Origin of the sequence: Halorubrum sp. GN12_10-3_MGM, assembly GCF_005435235.1 — an archaeon.
GTDB lineage: Archaea > Halobacteriota > Halobacteria > Halobacteriales > Haloferacaceae > Halorubrum > Halorubrum ezzemoulense.
The window spans coordinates 19,700-36,458 of sequence record NZ_SGUB01000020.1 but is presented as its reverse complement, the minus strand read 5'-3'; the positions used below and the strand labels follow the sequence as shown (position 1 = coordinate 36,458).

The following is a 16,759-nucleotide window of genomic DNA, read 5'->3' as shown; positions in this document are numbered from 1 at the left end:
CGGTATGGACGTTCTCAACCCCGTGATGTGGTCGGTCCACGTCGGCTTTGCCGTCCTCTGGGTCGGCAGCGTGCTGTTCGTCACCCTCGCGATTCTCCCCGCCGCGCTCCGGGGCGACATCGGCACGACCGCGCTCGGTTCGGTCGTCGGTCGCCTGCGCTGGATCACGCGGATCGGCGCCCTCGCGTTCGTCCTCACCGGCGGTCACATGGCGGGGACGCTGTACACCTTCGAGGGGCTGACGGGAACGCCCCGCGGCCACCTCGTGTTGACGATGCTCGGCCTGTGGTTCGTCGGCACCGGCCTCGTCGAGGTCGCCGGCTCGAAGCTAGCCGACGGGCTCGACGTCGACAAGCTCCGCGAGCCCGCCCGCGACGCCAAGCCGTTCCTCTACGGCGCGTCCGCCGTCTCCGTCGGGCTCATCGTCACGGCGGGGCTGCTCGCCAGCCCGGGACTGTTCTGAGGAGCGCGAGCGGCGGCGGTCGCTGACGGATGTCCGCGCCGCACCGGCCGGGCTACGCCTCGAAGAGCCGCTCGGCGTCGTCCGCCTGTCGGCGGTAGATCCCGCGCCCCTTCAGCCGCGGCACCTCGTGGCGGTGGAGCCGCTCCGCCGCCGTGTCGTACACGAGCGGGAAGACGTTCGTCCGCCCCCTCGCGACCGTGAATCCGGACATCGCCCCGAGGAGCGACGCGTCGGGGTCCGGCGTCGCGAACGTCACGTAGCCGATCGGGGTGGCCGACTCGCCGCCGTCGGCGCGTTCGGGTCGGGCGTCGATCCGGTCGACGAGCACGTCGCGGAACGCCGACGCGGTGTCGACGAGCGTCTCCGCGTCCGTCTCGTCCGCCTCGACGAGCGCCGCGAACACCGCCACGTCGCCGAGCGTGTCGTCCGTCTCGCGACTCTCCCACAGGTGGTCGAGTCCGTCTACGTCCGCGTCGACCGCCTCGAAGCCGTGTCGGCGGCGGTTCGCGGCGACCGCCTCCCGGTAGGTTGGGATGTCCATAGGTCGTCCACGATCCGCATGGTAAAAAATGACACAGGTAGCTCCGGAGCGGAAGGCGTCCGCGAGACCCGGCGTCTTCCGCGTCGGGTATATACCACTCTATATCCCTCTTAGAAACCCTTAATCGGGCGTGACGGGACGCGCAGGTGTGAGCGAAGACGACGTCGCCACGTTCGGGTTCGTCTGTGTACAGAACGCCGGTCGCAGCCAGATGTCGGCCGCGTTCGCCGAACGCGAGCGCCGCGAGCGCGACCTCGGCGACCGCGTGGAGGTCGTCACCGGCGGGACCCACCCCGCGGACGAGGTCCACCCCGAGGTCGTGGCGGCGATGGCGGAGGTGGACATCGACCTTTCCGACCGCGTCCCCCGCGAGGTCTCGACCGCGGAGCTCGACGCGTGCGACGTGGTCGCGACGATGGGTTGTTCGACGCTGACGCTCCCGGACGGCGTCGAGGGGCGCGACTGGGCGCTCGACGACCCGCACGGGCAGGATATCGATCGTGTCCGGGATATCCGCGACGAGGTCGAGGGGCGCGTGCGCGACCTCTTCGATGAGTTCTTTGACGAGGAGTAGGCGGCTCCGGCCGCGTATCCGTGCGACTCGGGGGTTTCTCTCGACGGAAATAGTCCCGGGCGGATTCGAACCGCGGGGACTCGCTTCGCTCGTCTTCTGGGCTCGAATCAATTCAGACACCTGCGGCTCGCGGAGTTGCTCGCCGCAGGATAGTCCCGGGCGGATTCGAACCGCGAGGACTCGCTTCGCTCGTCCTCTGGGCTCGAATCAATTCGGACACCTGCGGCTCGCGGAGTTGCTCGCCGCAGGATAGTCCCGGGCGGATTCGAACCGCCGTCAATGGCTGACTTCGGGCATCCGACGGGCGTTCTTGATGGAACACCCGACAGCCGCGCGTGAGCCGCAGACGCGGACGGATTCCCTCCAAAGGCCATTATGATTGGCCACTACACCACGGGACTTCGTATTCGGCTAACCGACGGGCACTCAAGTACGTTACTCTCCGCGACGAGACTGGGACGGCCCCGGCTACGCCCCCTCCTCGATCCGGTCGAACCGCTCCTCGAAGTTCTCGCGACAGGAGCCGCAACAGAAGTGGTACAGCGTCCCGTCGATCCGGGCCGACTCCCCCTCGGCGGTGACGGTGTTGCCGCACTCGACGCACTCGACCGCGAGGTCCGCGTCGCCGACCGCGGGCGACCACTCGTGGGCGTCGAGCAGCCGCACCGACAGGTCGCGCACGGCCGCCAGTCCGACCGCGTCGTCCACGAGGTCACGAGCGGTCCCCTCCTCGACGCGTGCGACGACCGTCACCTCGCCGTCTGCGGTGAGGAACGCGTGCTCGACGCGCTCGTGGCTCGCGACCGCCGCGTGAACGCGCTCGGCGTCCGCGGGCGCGACAGCGAGCGTCGCGAGGACCCGCAGCCCGTCGGAGAGCGCGTCACCGTCGATCCGAAGCGTGAATCCCTCGATGACGCCCACCTCGCGTAGCCGGTCGACCCGGTCCGACACCGCGGGCGCGGAGAGGTCCACGCGCTCGGCGATATCGCTGTACGGGCGCCGCGCGTCGGCCAGCAGCAACCGGATGATCTCCCGGTCCGTCTCGTCGAGCGTTCGCATGGGCGAGCGTTCACCCGGCGCGGGCAAAAGGCGTCCGGGAGGGGCGGGCGGTCGCGGGACCCGGTCGGCGTCGGGAACACGGGACGGTGGCGGGGAAACCGGTCGGCGTCGGGGGCGACGGAAAGGCAGTTGTGCCCGGGACGCGAACGGGCGCCCATGACGACGATAGACGTCGACGGGATGTCGTGTACCGGCTGCGAGGACAACGTGACCGACGCGCTCGGCGAGCTGCCGGGCGTCGAGTCCGCGAGCGCGGACCACGAGGCGGGCACCGCGACCGTCGAGGGCGACGTGGACGTGGACGCGGTCGTGGCCGCCATCGAGGACGCCGGCTACGAGGCGTCGGCGTAGGAGACCCGACGTGCGGACGGAGCACCGCACACCCCGAACCGCCGACTTTTTTCGCCCGAGCGCGCTCGCCGAGACATGGACAGCGTACTCGTCACCGGGGGCGCGGGCGGCGTCGGCGCGTGGACGGTCGACGCGCTCGCCGACGCGGGCCGCGAGGTCGTCGCCGTCGACCGTGAAGCGCCGCCGACTGAGGAGCGCCGGGACGGCGTCGACTACGTGGCGGCGGACCTCACCGACTACGGCGAGACCCGACAGGTGGTCGACGCGGCCGCGCCCGACGCGGTCGTCCACCTCGCCGCGATCCCGCACCCCGAGGACCACGCCGGGTCGCGCGTGTTCGCGAACAACGTCGAGAGCACGTACAACGTCTTCGACGCCGCCGGGGCCGCGGGCGCGCGGATCGTCTGGGCGTCGAGCGAGAGCTGCTACGGCACGGTCTTCGCGGCGGACGACTGGCTGCCCGACCGGCTCCCGATCGACGAGGAGACGCCGACCCAGCCCGAGGACCCGTACGGCCTCTCGAAGGTCGTCGGCGAGGAGGTGGCCGCCGCGGCGGCCCGCCGACACGGCGTCTCCGCCGTCTCGCTGCGCCTCTCGTGGGTCACGTTCCCGGGCGACGAGCGGCGCCGCGAGGCGCGCGAGACGTTCGACCCCGCGACCGCGGCTCCGAGCGGGAACTGCTGGTCGTACGTCGACGTGCGCGACGTGGTCGCGGCGGTCGAGGCCGCGATCGACCCCGAAACAGCGGTCGACGGCCACGAGGCGGTGCTGATCGTCGCCGCGGAGAACTTCCTCGGTCGCGACACCGCGGCGACGATCGAGGGGGTCCGCGGCGAACTCCCCGCGGAGTGCGACCTCGACGGCGACGAGTCGATTTTCGACTGCTCGAAGGCGAAGCGCCTGCTCGGGTGGGAACCGGACCACTCGTGGCGCGACGGCGCAGAGCGGGGAGCGGAACGCGACGACGGGTGATCGAGGCGGGGGGATCGCGGTCGAGCCGGGGTGTTCGGGGGACGTCAGGCTCAGTCGTCGGCCGGGTCTTCCGAGTCGGCCGCGTCGCCCGGCGAGTCGCCGTCCTCGGCGGGCGCCGCGCCGGCCGCGGTCGAGTCCGCACCCTCGGTCATGGCCGTCATCGAGTCGGCGGCGCCGACCGCTCCCGCGTCGTCGACCGTCTCCTCATCGCCGATCGCTCCCTCACCGCCGACCGTGTCCTCGTCGGCAGTGTCACCGTCCTCGACCGTCGGCTCGGGCGGGCGATAGGTATAGACGAACTCCCCGGCGACGGCGTGGAACGCGCCGGTCTCGGGGTCCTCCACGACGCCGGTGTCGTTGTCGATCGCGAAGTCGACGAGGTCGCGGAGCGACCCCGCCTCGGCGGTCGGACGCTCGTGGACCGACGCGGGGAGGCGGAACGTCGTGATCCACTCCGCGAACTCGGAGCGGTCGTCGCGGTACGAGAGGTACGCGCGCTCCGCGGGCGTGAGCGCGAGGTCGAACTCCCGCGTCGCGTACGCGGTGCCGCCGGCGCCGACGAGCCCCGCGAGCAGGAGGAGGGGACCCCCGAGCGACCGGAGCACGCCGTACTCCCGCTCGACGCTCACCGACTCGGTCCGCTCGGTTGTGTCGGACCGGACGCCGGGCTCGGAGACGGAGTAGGTGTCGCCCCCGTGCGTGACCGTCATGTCGAGCGTCTGCGTCGACGCGGTCGGAACCCCGCCGATCGACCCGTCGACGGCCACCTCGGTCGTGACGAACGTCTCCGTCTCCCCCGGCGAGGCGCCGAGCTGCTCTTCGATCGACGCCACGCGCCCGTCGATCGCGGTGCTGTTGAGTTCGAAGGAGGCGTCCACCGTCTCGCCGGGCGCGACGTTGGCGGCCGTCTCCGACGCGATCGGTTCCGTCTCGCGCCAGTAGACGGTCCCCTCATCGCCGACGTTGCGGATGACGAGTGCGGAGTCGAGCTGGACGGTGACGTTCTCCGCGGTCGACGCCGCGTAGCTCGTCGTCACGTTCACGTCGAGCTCGGGCGCGATCCGCGTGAAGTACGTGTCGCGGCCGTCCAGCACCGCGCCGGTCTCGAAGACGGTGTTCGGCTCCGTCACGGTCGCGCTGTGGCGGTACTCGCTTTCGACGGTCAGCGAGGAGACCGTCCGGCGCTCCGTCTCCGTGCCGGGGTCGACGTGCGTCGTGTACACGAGCCCCGCGCCGGCCGCGGCGAGGAGGAGGCAGACCGCGAGGATCGCGGCGGACTGTGCGTTCAGCACGGCGCGGAGTCTGAGTCGACGTTCGTTTGGTTCTGAAGACATGTGTTACCTGTAGAGCTCGCGGAGGAGTCGCTTGTAGAGCGGGGGGCGCTCGCGGGAGTCGCGAGACCGGATCCGCGCGGGCTCGCCGCGTAAGAGCAGGAGGCCGACGCCGACGATACCGCCGCCGAGCAGCCCGTTTATTACGACGAGCGGCGCCCAGGGGTGGACGCCGTACAGCTCGTCGACGATGCCGGGCGGCAGCACGGCGAGGTAGCGGTGTTCGACGACGAACAGCCGATAGTATCCCGTCTCGTCGGGCGCGGACAGCGTCACCGTCGTCGAGGCCTCGCCGCGACTGGCGACCGAGAGCCGCTCCGGCTCGACGTCGACGCCCGGGCTCGCCGGCGTGACGTACGCGTACACGGGGACGAGCCCCGCGTTGGGGACGACGTACTCGATCTCTTGGCTCGTGCCGCGCTCGATGACGGTCGGGTTCTCGGACTCGAACTCGGCGCTCACGACGCCGTACTCCTGCGTGCCGGCCGGGAGGACCATCGCCGCCGTCGCGGTGGCCATCAGCACCAGCGCCAGCGCGCCGAGGATCGCCAGCACGGAGGTGCCGTCGTCGCGCGACCGGTCGCGCGAGTCGCGGTCGCGCGAGCCGGCGTTGAGATACCAGTCGACCGCGTAGGCGACGAGCGACAGCCCAAAGATGATGTACGCGAGCCCCTGCGTTCCCTGGAACGAACGGACGCCGAACGTCACCGCGAGCCACGTCTGGACGGACTGTAACGCGGACTGGAACCCCATAGCGACGGTCCCGAGGTGCGGGATCACGACGACGCTGCCGCCGATCTGGAGCGCCTTCGCTACCACGTCCGCGTCCTGAACGACCGGCTCGCCGCCGTCCTGATCGGTGAACGGGTTGTTGTCTCCCCGAGTGATGTAGCCCCGCTCGGCCTCCTCGACGACCCGGTGGGTCGTCAGCCCGCCGCCCTGGATCTCCTGTGCCTCGAACGTCACCACGTCGCCCGGCCCGATCCCGCCCGCGAGCTGTGCCGGGATCGCCACGAACCCGTCGCCGGGAGCCAGCGTCGGCTGCATGCTCCCGGTCTCGACGTAGCTGAGGAGGACCGGTTGGCCGAGGAGCTGTCCGACGACCAGCGAGACGACGACCAGCACCGCGGCCGCTTGGAGCGCGACGGACAGCGTTCGTTTGAGTGACATGGTGTCGAACTCGGCTCGGAGACGGACTCGGGGCGGCGACCGCCGCGAGGCGGTACCTGTCGCGCGGCCGTCAGGTAGTCGTCGATCGCTGAACGGCGGCGTGTCCTTATAACTTCGTGGGTGGCGGCGAACCGGATCGGGCGGCCGCCGTCGGCCCTACTCGTCGAAGGCGCCGGCGGCGAGCAGCGCGAACGGGCCGATGAACCCGAGGCAGAACCCGAGCAGGTGGACATACAGGTTCACGACGCTCCCGCCACCCGAGGGGTCGGACGGGAAGCCGACAACGGGGTAGCCGACGGCCACCAGCCCGCCGACGACCAGCAGTTCCCCGTAGCCGGGACGCGACGCGACGGCGGCCGCGTGCGTCCGGACCGCGGGCGGGAACCGGACCTCGCTGCTGGCCGCGTACAGCACCGCGAGGAGCGCGCCCGCGACGCCGATCGCCAGCCCCGCGACCCCGATGCCCGTCGTCGAGACCGGCAGCGCGAGGAGCGCGATCCACCCGACGAGCGCGAAGAAGACCGCCGGCAGCGCGCGCAGCGAGGCCGCAGGCGCGAAGTGTTCGCGGGCGTAGCAGTACCACAGGATCGGGAGCAGTCCGGCGAGCGCCATGTTGATCCCGGAGAAGCCGAAGCCGATCGCGTCCCGCGGGACGGCGAGGTTCAGCGCGGACAGCGCGAACGGGAAGGCGCCGAGGTACGTCGCGAGCGACGTGAAGAAGAGCCGCCGTCGCCCGCCAAGGACGGCGAGCGCGTAGCCGACGCCGGCGAGGAGCCCGTATCCGACGAGGTTCCCGAGGAGGTGATCGGTTCCGAGGTGGACGTAGTGCGCCGCGAACGCCGACGGCACCGTCGGGTCCGCGTACGCGAACGCGAGCGAGCGGCGAGTCGCCTCCGGCAGCGCGAAGACCGCGAGCAGGACCGCGGGCACCGCGAGCAGGACGAGCAGGTCGGTCGCGCGGACGCCGGCGAGCATCTCCTGACTAAACGTGCGGTCCGGCCGACTACCGTCGACGGAGCGATCCGACGGGCCGCCGTCGACGGAGCGATCGCGCTCGTCGGTCGCAGACGTGCTCACGGCCCGTGGGTCGTCGACCAGCGGTTAAGACCTGTCGGCGCGCGCCCCGGATGCGGCCCGGGGCTCACGACCGCGGCATCCGGCGGAACAGCGCGAGTCCGGCCACCGCGAGGGCGAGCGCGGCCAGCAGCCCGCCGAGTTCGACGAACTCGATCCCCCCGGGTTCCTCGGTCGGCCCGGCCTCGGTGTCGGCGGCGCTACTCGCCGCATCGGAGCCGCTCGCCGTCTCGGCGCTCTCCCCGTCGCCGCCAGTCGCCTCGGAGTTACTCCCCTCACCGCCCGCCGGGTCGCCGCCGGGGTCGCCGACGAGCAGGGTCCCGGCGGGGGTCCCGCCGACCGCGAGGTCGTACGCGCCGGCGGCCGAGACCGTCTCGTCGAACGAGAGTGTCGCCGTCTCGTTGGGCGCGAGCGCGACCGTCTCGCTCGCGACCGAGTTACCGTCGGCGGTCAGCGTCACCGCGCGCTCGCCCGCCGCGCCGCCCCCGTTCCGGACGGTCGCCCTGACGGTGACGTTCTCGCCGGGGTCGATCGCCTCGGGCGCGACCGTCGCCGCGGTCACGTCGAACCGGGGCTCGCGCGTCGCGACCGCGAACGTCGAGAACTCGGTCGTCGTCGCGCGGAAGTGGACGCGGTCCTCGGGGAGCCCCAGGATATCGACGACCGCCTCGTCGACGACCTCGACCGACACCGCCTCCCAGTCGCCCGCGTCCGTCTGCCGGTAGAGCGTCACCTCCGCGGGGTCGGTCCCGGTCGCGTTGAGGTAGTCCCGGTCCGCGCTGAGCCGGATCGTCATCGCGTCGACCGCGTCGGGCGCGAACTCGTGCGCGAGCGAGAGGTACCCGACCGGACGGGGACGCGTGGGCGCGGTCAGCGCGCTCCCGTTCGCGAAGGGGACCGGGCTCCCCGCTGCGTTCAGCTCGACGCGGTCGTTCCGGACGCCCGCCAGGTCGATCCCCTCCAGCGTGACGTTGTCGCGGTCGATCGCCATCCCGTCGGCGAGGAACCGGACCTCCTCGCCGGACTCGATACCGCTCGCGACGAACTCGCGGCGGTCCGCGCTCGGCGAGGCGACCGTCTTTGTCAGGCCCCCGTCGCCGGTCCCCTGAGTCGACGCGCCCGTCGCGGTCGCGTCCACTTCCTCGGGCTCCGCGATCTTCGCCTCGATCGAGAACTCGTCGGCGCCCAGCTGCGCCCCGGCGGCCGTCCCGCGCGTGTCGAGTTCGAGCCCGATCGTGACGGTCTCGTTCGGCGCGAGCGTGACGTTGTTCGCCTCGCCCTCGATCGAGTCGCCGTCGGCGACGAAGGTGACGTTCTCGCTTCCGTCCCCGATCCAGACGTGCGCGTACTGGTCGGCCGTGTACGTGATCGTGAACACGTCGTCGATCCTTCCGGTCGTGTCGACGTTGACGCCCTGGAAGGAGGGATCCTCGATGTTCGGATTTGACGCCGACACGTCGATCGCGATCTCGTCGTCGTCGTTCAGGTAGGCGTACCGACCGTTCGGGCCGTCGGCCGGCTGGATCGCGAGGTCGCCGTCGGCGACGGTGTCCGCGTCGCCGTCGATCACCGCCGCACCCGTGGCGAACGCGAGCGACCCCGCGGCTACGAGGAGGAGGGCGAGAGTTAGGGTGCGACGGGTGGTGGACATCGGTACGTCTGTCGTTCGTTATGGCTCAAGGGACTTGATAAAGCGGTACTTGAAGCGATTGAAGGGGTTGCTTGTAGTAGGACAGGAGGTAGGCAAGTACATCCATGGCCAGCGTAAACAAACAGTGCTGCTTAGGTACGTCGGGTGGCGAACAGAGATTACCGACCGAGAGATTGCTAGTTACTCGGCTCGATCCGGCTCGGCCGGTGGCATCGGTCCGCCCCAAGATTCGGCCGTTCGGGTCGTCTCGGTTGAGGCTATCGAAAACCCGGTCGCTCCCGCGCTCGTGCTTCCCCCGTTTGTGTTCCAGTCGGGACCGGACTGTGTGGACCATGAATCGGCCGTAACCGGCCCTTGGTTCGGCTCCTCATTCGTTCCGGAGGGGCCACCTTGGTCCCCCCACCAGTTGCCATTCGCGTTCACTGCCGTCGCAGTTTCGTTAGCAACACCGACGCGATTATCCACGATGTCGTTGCTGGTAGCAGCCACATCGCTGGCGGAAGCTCCGCCAGCGACGAAGATCCCATCATCGTTGTTCGCGATTACGTTCTCCTGGACCGTGGCCGCCGCCCCACTAAACATACCGACGCCAGCGCCGTCCTCGCCTTCGAACTCATTTCCGGTAATCTCGTTACCCTGGAGGGTGGCCTCAGTCTCGACCACACCGACGCCGACCGCACCACCACCGGATGCGCCGTTGAAGATAGTATTACTAATCGTCGGCGTGGCGCCGCCGAAGCTACCGCGTCCGGAAACGACCGCGCCGTAGAACGAGTAGTTCTCAACTGTACAATTCTCAATGAGCACGTCCGCCGCCGACGGAACGAACAGTCCGTTGGTCACGTCACTGATCGTCACGTCGCGGACCGTTACGTCAGGCTCGAAGGCGGCGAGACCGTAGCCGTTGACCTCGTCAGTGACTTCGAACCCCTCGAACGTAACCCCGGGGTCGAGAATCTGGACCCAGCCGGGGATATTCGGTCGCCCATTAATTCCGACGATACTGATGTCAGCTAGCGGCGCCGACTCAGGATCTGTTCCCGCGTCTTGCGATCCGATCTGGAGACCGTTCACGCCGTTGAACGTCTTCTCGTCGTCGTAAGTCCCGGGCACGACTTCCACTGTGGAGCCGGTCGTAGCGAAGTTGAGTGCGAACTGTATGCTGTCGGAGATGACGTTTCGCTCAGGAGCACCGCCAGGTACACCCTCAAAGTCTCCGTCTTCAACAAGTGCCCCTCGATCAACCGTGTTATCCTCAACGAAACTCCCGAGATCAACCGTCGCAGTCTTATCCTCGAACAGGAATTCGGTGTTGCTGATGTCGTTGCCGGCGAACGTCACGTCGCTGGCTCCACCGGGTTTGAGACCGATACCGATACCGACACCAACTGTCGCGCTGTCAGGGTCCGAGAGGACGCTGTCGATATCGTTGTTCTCAATCGTGACTTCAGTCGGAGTCTGATCGTTGTTCCCCGTTCCTCGGACCACAATTCCGAACCCGAAATTAGTAACTTCCTCTCCGATTTGTTCAATGGTGTTGTTCTCGACAGTCGGGTTCCGGACGTTTCCTTGGAGGCTGATCCCTGCGGCACCGCCAGGATAATCAGTTTCTTCATTACCCGTATTCTGTAGCTGGCGGATAATGTTCCCCCGCACAGTGACGTTTTCGACTGCGTCCGTGCCGTCACCGCCGAAGATATTGATCCCGTCAACGCCGGTGAATTCTGTCCCAGTGTTGCGTGCGAAGTCCTCAACCACGTTATCAGTGATCGTCACGTCATCGGCACTGCTGTCAACTCGAATTGCTTCGTCCGCACCCTGTGCGTCGCCTGGGTCAGGGGGAGAGACTGAAAGACCGGCAACGGTCACGTCGTCCGCACTAACAGTCACCCGGGACTCAACGGTCGTCTCACCCGGACCCTCGCGGCTGAGAAGCGTGAGTCCCGTCGTCTCGATCTGTAGTGGGCCATCGTCGTACGTCCCCGGTTCGACAAGGATTGCCGCGTCTGAGTCAGGCGGGCTTCCGGTTTGATCGCCCGCGTTCTGTAGGTTTTGACCGGCGAGCGCGTCGGCGATCGTCTCGAATCCCTCTCTACCGTCGAGGTCCTTGCTGACGAGGATCCCGTCGGTGTCACGCTGAGAGATTCCTGACCCGTCAGAGCCGCCGGTCAGGTCTGCGAGCTTATCATTCAGGCGTTCTTGGGCCGCCGGGGGAAGGTCAGAAAGGTTTACGCCGTCCGTCTGTGCGACGAAGTCTTCGATCCGCAATGGGCCGTTCTGCATTTAGATCGCCTCCCCCGTGACGGTGATCGTATCGCTGATCTGGAGGTTGCCCCCGCCAGAGAACGAGTCGACTAACAGGGAGTACGTCTCGGTGTCGCCGACGCCGAGCGTCACCGACGGGAATCCCGTCTGCGGGACAACGAGCACGACTAGGGTGTTACCGCTTCCAGTGTCGATGAACGACAGCGGCGTCACTTCGACATCGATCTCCTGAGTACCCTGATTCTGTATTTCGAACAGGTCCGCGATCACCGTCGTCGCGTTCGCGTTGACGCCCTGTCCCCCTGCGTCGGTCGGGTTACTGCTCGTGAGATTGATCCCAAGTTCACCGCCGTTGGTGGTGACGTACTCGTCGTTACCCTCGCCTGCGGCCGCCATCCGCAAGAGGGCGTCCGTGTCGTCGGCCACCTGAACGGAGACATCCCGATTCGCCTCCACGCTGGTGAACGCACCCGTACCGGTGACTACCGCGCCCCCACCGCCGAGTGCTCCCATCGTCGCCAAGACCTGTCTTCGGTTCATGTCTGATCTGCCCTCTCAGGCGATGCCCACCGACGGAGTCGAACCGCCGAAAGCCAAAATGGGTAGATCCGACGATTACTCCTCGACTCGCTCAGCAACGATTGTCAGCGTCTCCTCAAACGTGCCGACATCAGTTCCGAACGTCCGAATTCGGAATCCCACGTCAACGGAATCGCCTACGTCAAGGTTAGCCGGATCATCGCGAAGAGCCGCTCTGTCAGCGTCACTAACATCATAGAGTTCGATTTCTAACTCTGAGTCAGTCTCGTGGTTAGAGTAGATTTCCACCGGCTGGGTCCCTTGATTCTCAATCCGAAGCAGGCCTTCGGTCGGTGCTGGGTCGTCCGATTCTCCGGAGTCTCGATCGAACTCGTACACTGAGTCGGGTCCGAGACCGAGGTCCGGATTCTCATCGAGTTCTCCGGTACCGGGGAAGCTGAATCCAACTTGTTCCGGAGAGCCTCCTTCGAGACTTCTGGCACGGAACACTTCACTTCCGTCACCGAGCTGCTTCAACCTGAGGAGCGCGTTGTTGTCACCGGCGGTCTCGACCGTCAGTCGGCGCTCAGCACTGACGCTCGTGAACGCACCCGTACCTACGGCCAGCATACTACTCGCCGTGAGGCTGCCGAGGCCGGCAATTATGGTGCGTCGATTCATATGATTCTACTAGGTTATGTGATCTCTTAGCTGCCGTCGCCAGCGTAGTTGTCTGGGACGCGTGTGGCGTCAGCAACTATTTCGATAGTTTCACTGATAGACGAGTCGCTGTCAACGGTATCGTCTGTAGAGACGTACAGTCCGAAATCGAACGACTCACCAGGCTCAAGCACAAATTCCTCAAGTGCGTCAGCCGGGGTACCGTCATTACCGCCGCTCCCATTCGTATCTTTACTGCTGTCGCTCGTCCGGTATGCGCTGTACTCAGGCCCGTTGAAGCCTCCAGTCAAGGAGATCTGATCGTCCTCCACACCACTGCCCAGCGAGCCGGTATTCTGGTAGTCGCCGTTCGGCCGATTTGAAGCCTGAGGATCAATCGTGATACCTGATCCACCGAATGTGCGGTTTCCGGAAGCAATACTTTCAGGATCCACATAGACAACTGCTGCCTGCGTTCCTTGGTTCCTCACTTTGAACAGATCGTTGATCTGTGTCGTGGAATCAGGGTTAACGCCAGAGCCGGTATTGGAGCCGGAAACGGCACTGTCAATATTTATGCTAATTTCACCGGCACTCGCGCTCACATAATCAGAGTTCGTCGCGCTGTTGGTGTCTAGTGCCAAGTACGCGTTACTGTCACCAGCGACAGCAACACTGACGTCGCGGTTCGCCTGTACACTTGTGAACGCGCCCGTACCCACCGCAGCCGCACTACCTGAAGCCAATGCGCCGAGTCCGGCGAGGAACTTGCGTCGGTTTGCCATAGTTGTGTAACCTCGTTGTGTCCGCACGCGACCCGCGGACCGCCAACGCGGGACATCCCGCGTCACCCGGGGTCGCTCTACTTCATCCCATGGGGCCTATCCCATATCGTTATGAATTTCCAGAAACACTTCCGGGCGGGACTGAAGCCCCGCCCGCTCCGTTCCGACCCCGCCTGAACCCCGGTTCGATCGGTTCAGGCCGGTCCTGAGACCCCGTTCAAGCCCGCCCTGAAGCGGCGATCGTCGCCCGTGTAACGAGGGTGGTAGTTACTGAAACCTTATAATAACGGCTAGAGTGCCCGCGAATAGAATCCGTATTACGCCACGTATCTGCTTCTTAGACCGTCAAAATCCGACTCACGCGTTCGTGTTGACCCGCGAGTGAACGGCGAGAAAGTTTAGCAGATTATCATAACCACGGGATTTATGTTGGCGTGTTCATATATGTCAGACAGAAATGGCGTCGGTACAGCGGCCGGACGGTCGGGGGGCAGAACCGACGACAGAGGTGTCAGAAGACGACCTGTTCGACGTGTTGGCGAACCAGCGCCGGCGGTTCGCGGTCCATCTGCTGAAGCGGGAGGAGGCGGAGAAACTCGAGATCGGCGACATGGCCGAGCAGATCGCGGCGTGGGAGAACGGGACCGACACGGCGGAGATCACGGGCGACGAGCGCAAGCGCGTGTACACCGCCCTCCAGCAGTCTCACCTGCCGAAGATGGACGACGCGGGCGTCGTCGAGTTCAACAAGGACCGGGGGATCGTCGAGCCGACGCCCGCGCTTCAGAACGTCGACCTGTACATGGACGTGGTCGAGGGGAAGGAGATCCCGTGGAGCGACTACTATCTCGGGCTCTCGGGCGTCGCCGCCGCGCTCGCCGGCGCGGTGTGGCTCGGCGCGTGGCCGTTCACCCTCCTGCCCGAGATGGCGTGGACGGTCGCCATCGTCGTCGCGTTCGCGTTCTCCGCGATCACGCACAAGTACTACACCGCGGAGATGAAGGTCGGCGAACCCGAGGAACCCCCGGAACTGACGTAGGGCGCAGCGGTTCAGGCGGTGCCTTCTGCGGTTCCGGCGCCGCATAACTTAGGATCGAAACGGGCTATAAACGACAAACGACGCGTGACGACACCCTCAGTATGAAACGACGAACCCTCATCCTGCTGCTCGGCGGCGCGAGTTCCGGTGCGATGAGCGTCGGCACCGGCGCGTTCAGCAGTGTCGAGGCCGAGCGAGGAGTGAGCGTGAACGTCGTCGAGGACGAGAAGGCGTATCTGGGGCTTGAGGGGGAAATTAAGGAGGGTGTTGTACGAATCAAGAATCAATTTGCCGGAAAACTCGAGCTAACCGTCACCGCAGAACTCGAATCGGCGACCGGAGCGGTTGGGGTCGAAGCGGACGACGGTGATATCGAGGTCGAGATCGAGGGCGAGTCGGACGAAGGTAGCGAGGATGGCGAGGCATCGGACGGCGACAACCGTGCCGACGTTACGATAGGCACAGGGAATTCCGTCGACGTGACCGCCGAATGCGACAGCGGCGGAACGCTAGGCCTCACATTCACCTTCTCGGGCGAGGTCGTAAACACCGGAACGACCGTCGATAAGACACGGACGTTTACGGTCGGGTGCGACGAGGACGACGACAGTAACAGATCAGAGGAGAACGTGAAAGATCACGTCAAGAGAGTGAAGTTCACCGGGGGCGGCAAGAAGGTCCGTATCCTCACGACCGAGAACGGAGGCGGGGGCAACGGGATAGGGGGTGTCGTTGATGCAAAGCTGTACTGCGGTGACGAAGGAAAAAACGTTAGCGAGAACTTCGAAGAAGTCCAAGTAAACACGGATGTGTGGATCGACGATTTCCACGATGATGATCTCGAGAAACCGATAGCAAAAGTCGAGATTGACGGGGGCGGCACCTTCGAGAATCCAGATCCCGGAAGTGGGAACATCGTCGATAACACCGAAGACGATTCGGCCTAAGCTTCCCTGCGATTGGCCGTCCGAACATTTGTGTACATTGCACACACAGCAAACGCTATGCCCACAATCTCCACCCGAATCCCCGACGACCTCGAAGCCGAACTCGAGGCGTACCTCGAGTTCGAGCGCCTTGACCGGAGCACGGCGGTCAGGAAGCTCCTCTCGGAGGGGCTCGACGAGTGGCGCAGAGAGCGGGCGCTCGAACGGTTCGCGGACGGCGAAGTTTCGTTCGCGAAAGCGGCCGAGCTCGCTGACCTGTCGGTCTGGGAGTTCGCGCGGCTCGCCGAGGCGTCCGACCGCCCGTGGGTTTCGGACGACCACCTCGAAGCCGACCTCGACGACCTGTGAGCTGGGTCTTCGACGCGACCCCACTGACCTCTCTCGCGAAAGTCGAGCGACTCGGGGTCGTGGAGACCCTCTCGGAACCCCGACTCGTCCTCGAACGGGTGACCACGAGGCCGTAACCGAGGGGATCGAAGCGGGCTGCGACGACGCGCGACGGATCGAGCGGGCTGCCGAGGACGGAGGCCTCAACGTCGTCGAGGTCGACTTCGACGACTCGCCGGTCGCGACGCGGCTCGCGCGACACCCGGGACTGAGCGACGCGGACGTGGCGGTCCTCACCTGCGCGGACGCACGCGACGCGGTGGCCGTGATGGACGAGTCCGCCGGGCGCTCCGCGGCCGAAGTGGAGGGCGTCGAGACGCGCGGGACCGCGTATCTCGTCTTCGCGGCCGTGAAAGGCGGGCAGCTGTCGAAAGCGGAGGGGCGTGACGCAATCGACGCGATGATCGACCACAGCTGGTACGTCGCGCCGGACGTGTACACGAGGATCGTCGGGAAACTGGAGTCGTTCGAGTAACGACTAGTACGGCTCGTGAGAGAGTCCTTGCTATGGCATCGCCGCTCCCGTTATCAGAGGAAGAAAAGGAACGAATGCGGCGCGGCCGAGTCAGTTCCGGGGTCGCGACCGACGAGGCAGACATCGACGAGAGACTCTACGGCTGAGCTCGGGCGTCGATCTACTCCTCGCCGTTATTTTCCTCGTCGGGCTCACCTTCGGCCCGCAACGTCTCGTCCGCGAACTCCCGAATCACCTGTTTCTCCTCGACGCTCACGTCGACCGCCTGCGCGCTCTCGATCTGGCCGTTCACGACCGCGTTCTGCTGTGGACCCCACACCTCCGGCGGCTGTGCCTTGATGTACTCGGCCCACCGGATCACCTGCTCGTAGCGGGGCGGTCGCTGGGGGCCGTCATCGCTTTCGGCCGGGCCCTCTTCAGGCGTTCGTGAGTCGCTCATAGCGGTCTTCGACGTCGAGTCGTTCGACCTGTCTTCCGAGGCGGTCGCGGGAAAGCG

19 protein-coding genes and 1 tRNA gene are annotated in these 16,759 nt (G+C 66.4%); 8 read left to right on the top strand and 12 right to left on the bottom strand.

Annotated features, from left to right (window positions below; translation table 11 throughout):
• The first annotated feature begins 4 nt into the window (after positions 1 to 4).
• Positions 5 to 463, top strand: coding sequence for a hypothetical protein (locus EXE47_RS13780; protein WP_049932345.1), 459 nt, complete (start codon positions 5 to 7; stop codon positions 461 to 463).
• A gap of 52 nt (positions 464 to 515) precedes the next feature.
• Here the strand turns inward: EXE47_RS13780 and EXE47_RS13775 are convergent, their stop codons facing one another.
• A complete protein-coding gene (locus EXE47_RS13775; RefSeq protein ID WP_137692752.1) occupies positions 516 to 1,004 on the bottom strand; it encodes a hypothetical protein in 489 nt (162 codons plus the stop codon).
• A 148-nt stretch (positions 1,005 to 1,152) separates the two neighbouring features.
• Here EXE47_RS13775 and EXE47_RS13770 point away from each other — a divergent pair, with 148 nt between their 5' ends.
• Positions 1,153 to 1,578, top strand: a complete 426-nt coding sequence (locus tag EXE47_RS13770) for a low molecular weight phosphatase family protein (protein ID WP_094521395.1) — start codon at positions 1,153 to 1,155, stop codon at positions 1,576 to 1,578.
• A 250-nt stretch (positions 1,579 to 1,828) separates the two neighbouring features.
• On the opposite strand, the gene EXE47_RS18515 is transcribed toward EXE47_RS13770, so the two are convergent.
• A tRNA-Gln gene (locus EXE47_RS18515) sits at positions 1,829 to 1,979 on the bottom strand.
• A gap of 67 nt (positions 1,980 to 2,046) precedes the next feature.
• Positions 2,047 to 2,637, bottom strand: coding sequence for an AsnC family transcriptional regulator (locus EXE47_RS13765; RefSeq protein ID WP_049932338.1), 591 nt, complete (start codon positions 2,635 to 2,637; stop codon positions 2,047 to 2,049).
• A gap of 156 nt (positions 2,638 to 2,793) precedes the next feature.
• Here EXE47_RS13765 and EXE47_RS13760 point away from each other — a divergent pair, with 156 nt between their 5' ends.
• Entirely contained in the window at positions 2,794 to 2,988 is a 195-nt protein-coding gene (locus tag EXE47_RS13760) for a heavy-metal-associated domain-containing protein (RefSeq protein ID WP_007344879.1), read from the top strand.
• Between the two features lie 75 nt (positions 2,989 to 3,063).
• On the top strand, positions 3,064 to 3,960 hold the full coding sequence (locus tag EXE47_RS13755) for an NAD(P)-dependent oxidoreductase (RefSeq protein WP_137708455.1): 897 nt from the start codon (positions 3,064 to 3,066) through the stop codon (positions 3,958 to 3,960).
• Between the two features lie 50 nt (positions 3,961 to 4,010).
• Here EXE47_RS13755 and EXE47_RS13750 read toward each other — a convergent pair whose 3' ends face one another.
• The 8 genes from EXE47_RS13750 to EXE47_RS13715 form a co-directional block, all read right to left on the bottom strand.
• Positions 4,011 to 5,294 (bottom strand): DUF5305 domain-containing protein, encoded by a 1,284-nt coding sequence (locus EXE47_RS13750; protein WP_049932335.1) that lies wholly within the window; start codon positions 5,292 to 5,294, stop codon positions 4,011 to 4,013.
• A 3-nt stretch (positions 5,295 to 5,297) separates the two neighbouring features.
• Positions 5,298 to 6,461, bottom strand: coding sequence for a signal peptidase I (locus EXE47_RS13745; RefSeq protein ID WP_137708454.1), 1,164 nt, complete (start codon positions 6,459 to 6,461; stop codon positions 5,298 to 5,300).
• 156 nt (positions 6,462 to 6,617) lie between these two features.
• Entirely contained in the window at positions 6,618 to 7,538 is a 921-nt protein-coding gene (locus tag EXE47_RS13740; RefSeq protein WP_049932333.1) for a hypothetical protein, read from the bottom strand.
• A 64-nt stretch (positions 7,539 to 7,602) separates the two neighbouring features.
• Positions 7,603 to 9,186 carry a CARDB domain-containing protein gene (locus EXE47_RS13735; protein ID WP_137708453.1) on the bottom strand — a complete coding sequence of 528 codons (1,584 nt, stop codon included), beginning with the start codon at positions 9,184 to 9,186 and terminating at the stop codon, positions 7,603 to 7,605.
• A gap of 180 nt (positions 9,187 to 9,366) precedes the next feature.
• On the bottom strand, positions 9,367 to 11,469 hold the full coding sequence (locus tag EXE47_RS13730; protein WP_137708452.1) for a right-handed parallel beta-helix repeat-containing protein: 2,103 nt from the start codon (positions 11,467 to 11,469) through the stop codon (positions 9,367 to 9,369).
• Positions 11,470 to 11,991 carry a hypothetical protein gene (locus tag EXE47_RS13725; protein ID WP_137708451.1) on the bottom strand — a complete coding sequence of 174 codons (522 nt, stop codon included), beginning with the start codon at positions 11,989 to 11,991 and terminating at the stop codon, positions 11,470 to 11,472.
• Between the two features lie 75 nt (positions 11,992 to 12,066).
• Positions 12,067 to 12,651 (bottom strand): hypothetical protein, encoded by a 585-nt coding sequence (locus EXE47_RS13720; protein ID WP_137708450.1) that lies wholly within the window; start codon positions 12,649 to 12,651, stop codon positions 12,067 to 12,069.
• Between the two features lie 26 nt (positions 12,652 to 12,677).
• Positions 12,678 to 13,415 (bottom strand): hypothetical protein, encoded by a 738-nt coding sequence (locus tag EXE47_RS13715; protein ID WP_137708449.1) that lies wholly within the window; start codon positions 13,413 to 13,415, stop codon positions 12,678 to 12,680.
• A gap of 457 nt (positions 13,416 to 13,872) precedes the next feature.
• Between EXE47_RS13715 and EXE47_RS13710 the strand changes: the two genes are divergently transcribed.
• From EXE47_RS13710 to EXE47_RS19380, 4 genes are all read left to right on the top strand, one after another.
• Positions 13,873 to 14,454 (top strand): hypothetical protein, encoded by a 582-nt coding sequence (locus EXE47_RS13710; protein WP_137708448.1) that lies wholly within the window; start codon positions 13,873 to 13,875, stop codon positions 14,452 to 14,454.
• Between the two features lie 101 nt (positions 14,455 to 14,555).
• The gene (locus tag EXE47_RS13705; RefSeq protein WP_137708447.1) at positions 14,556 to 15,401 is read left to right on the top strand and encodes a hypothetical protein; all 846 of its coding nucleotides are present in this window, start codon (positions 14,556 to 14,558) and stop codon (positions 15,399 to 15,401) included.
• A 57-nt stretch (positions 15,402 to 15,458) separates the two neighbouring features.
• Positions 15,459 to 15,749: a UPF0175 family protein gene (locus EXE47_RS13700; RefSeq protein ID WP_137708446.1), complete on the top strand. Its 291-nt coding sequence runs from the start codon at positions 15,459 to 15,461 to the stop codon at positions 15,747 to 15,749.
• A gap of 262 nt (positions 15,750 to 16,011) precedes the next feature.
• Positions 16,012 to 16,263, top strand: a complete 252-nt coding sequence (locus tag EXE47_RS19380) for a DUF3368 domain-containing protein (protein ID WP_241997588.1) — start codon at positions 16,012 to 16,014, stop codon at positions 16,261 to 16,263.
• 160 nt (positions 16,264 to 16,423) lie between these two features.
• On the opposite strand, the gene EXE47_RS13690 is transcribed toward EXE47_RS19380, so the two are convergent.
• Positions 16,424 to 16,702, bottom strand: a complete 279-nt coding sequence (locus EXE47_RS13690; RefSeq protein WP_137708445.1) for a hypothetical protein — start codon at positions 16,700 to 16,702, stop codon at positions 16,424 to 16,426.
• Positions 16,703 to 16,759: the final 57 nt, after the last annotated feature.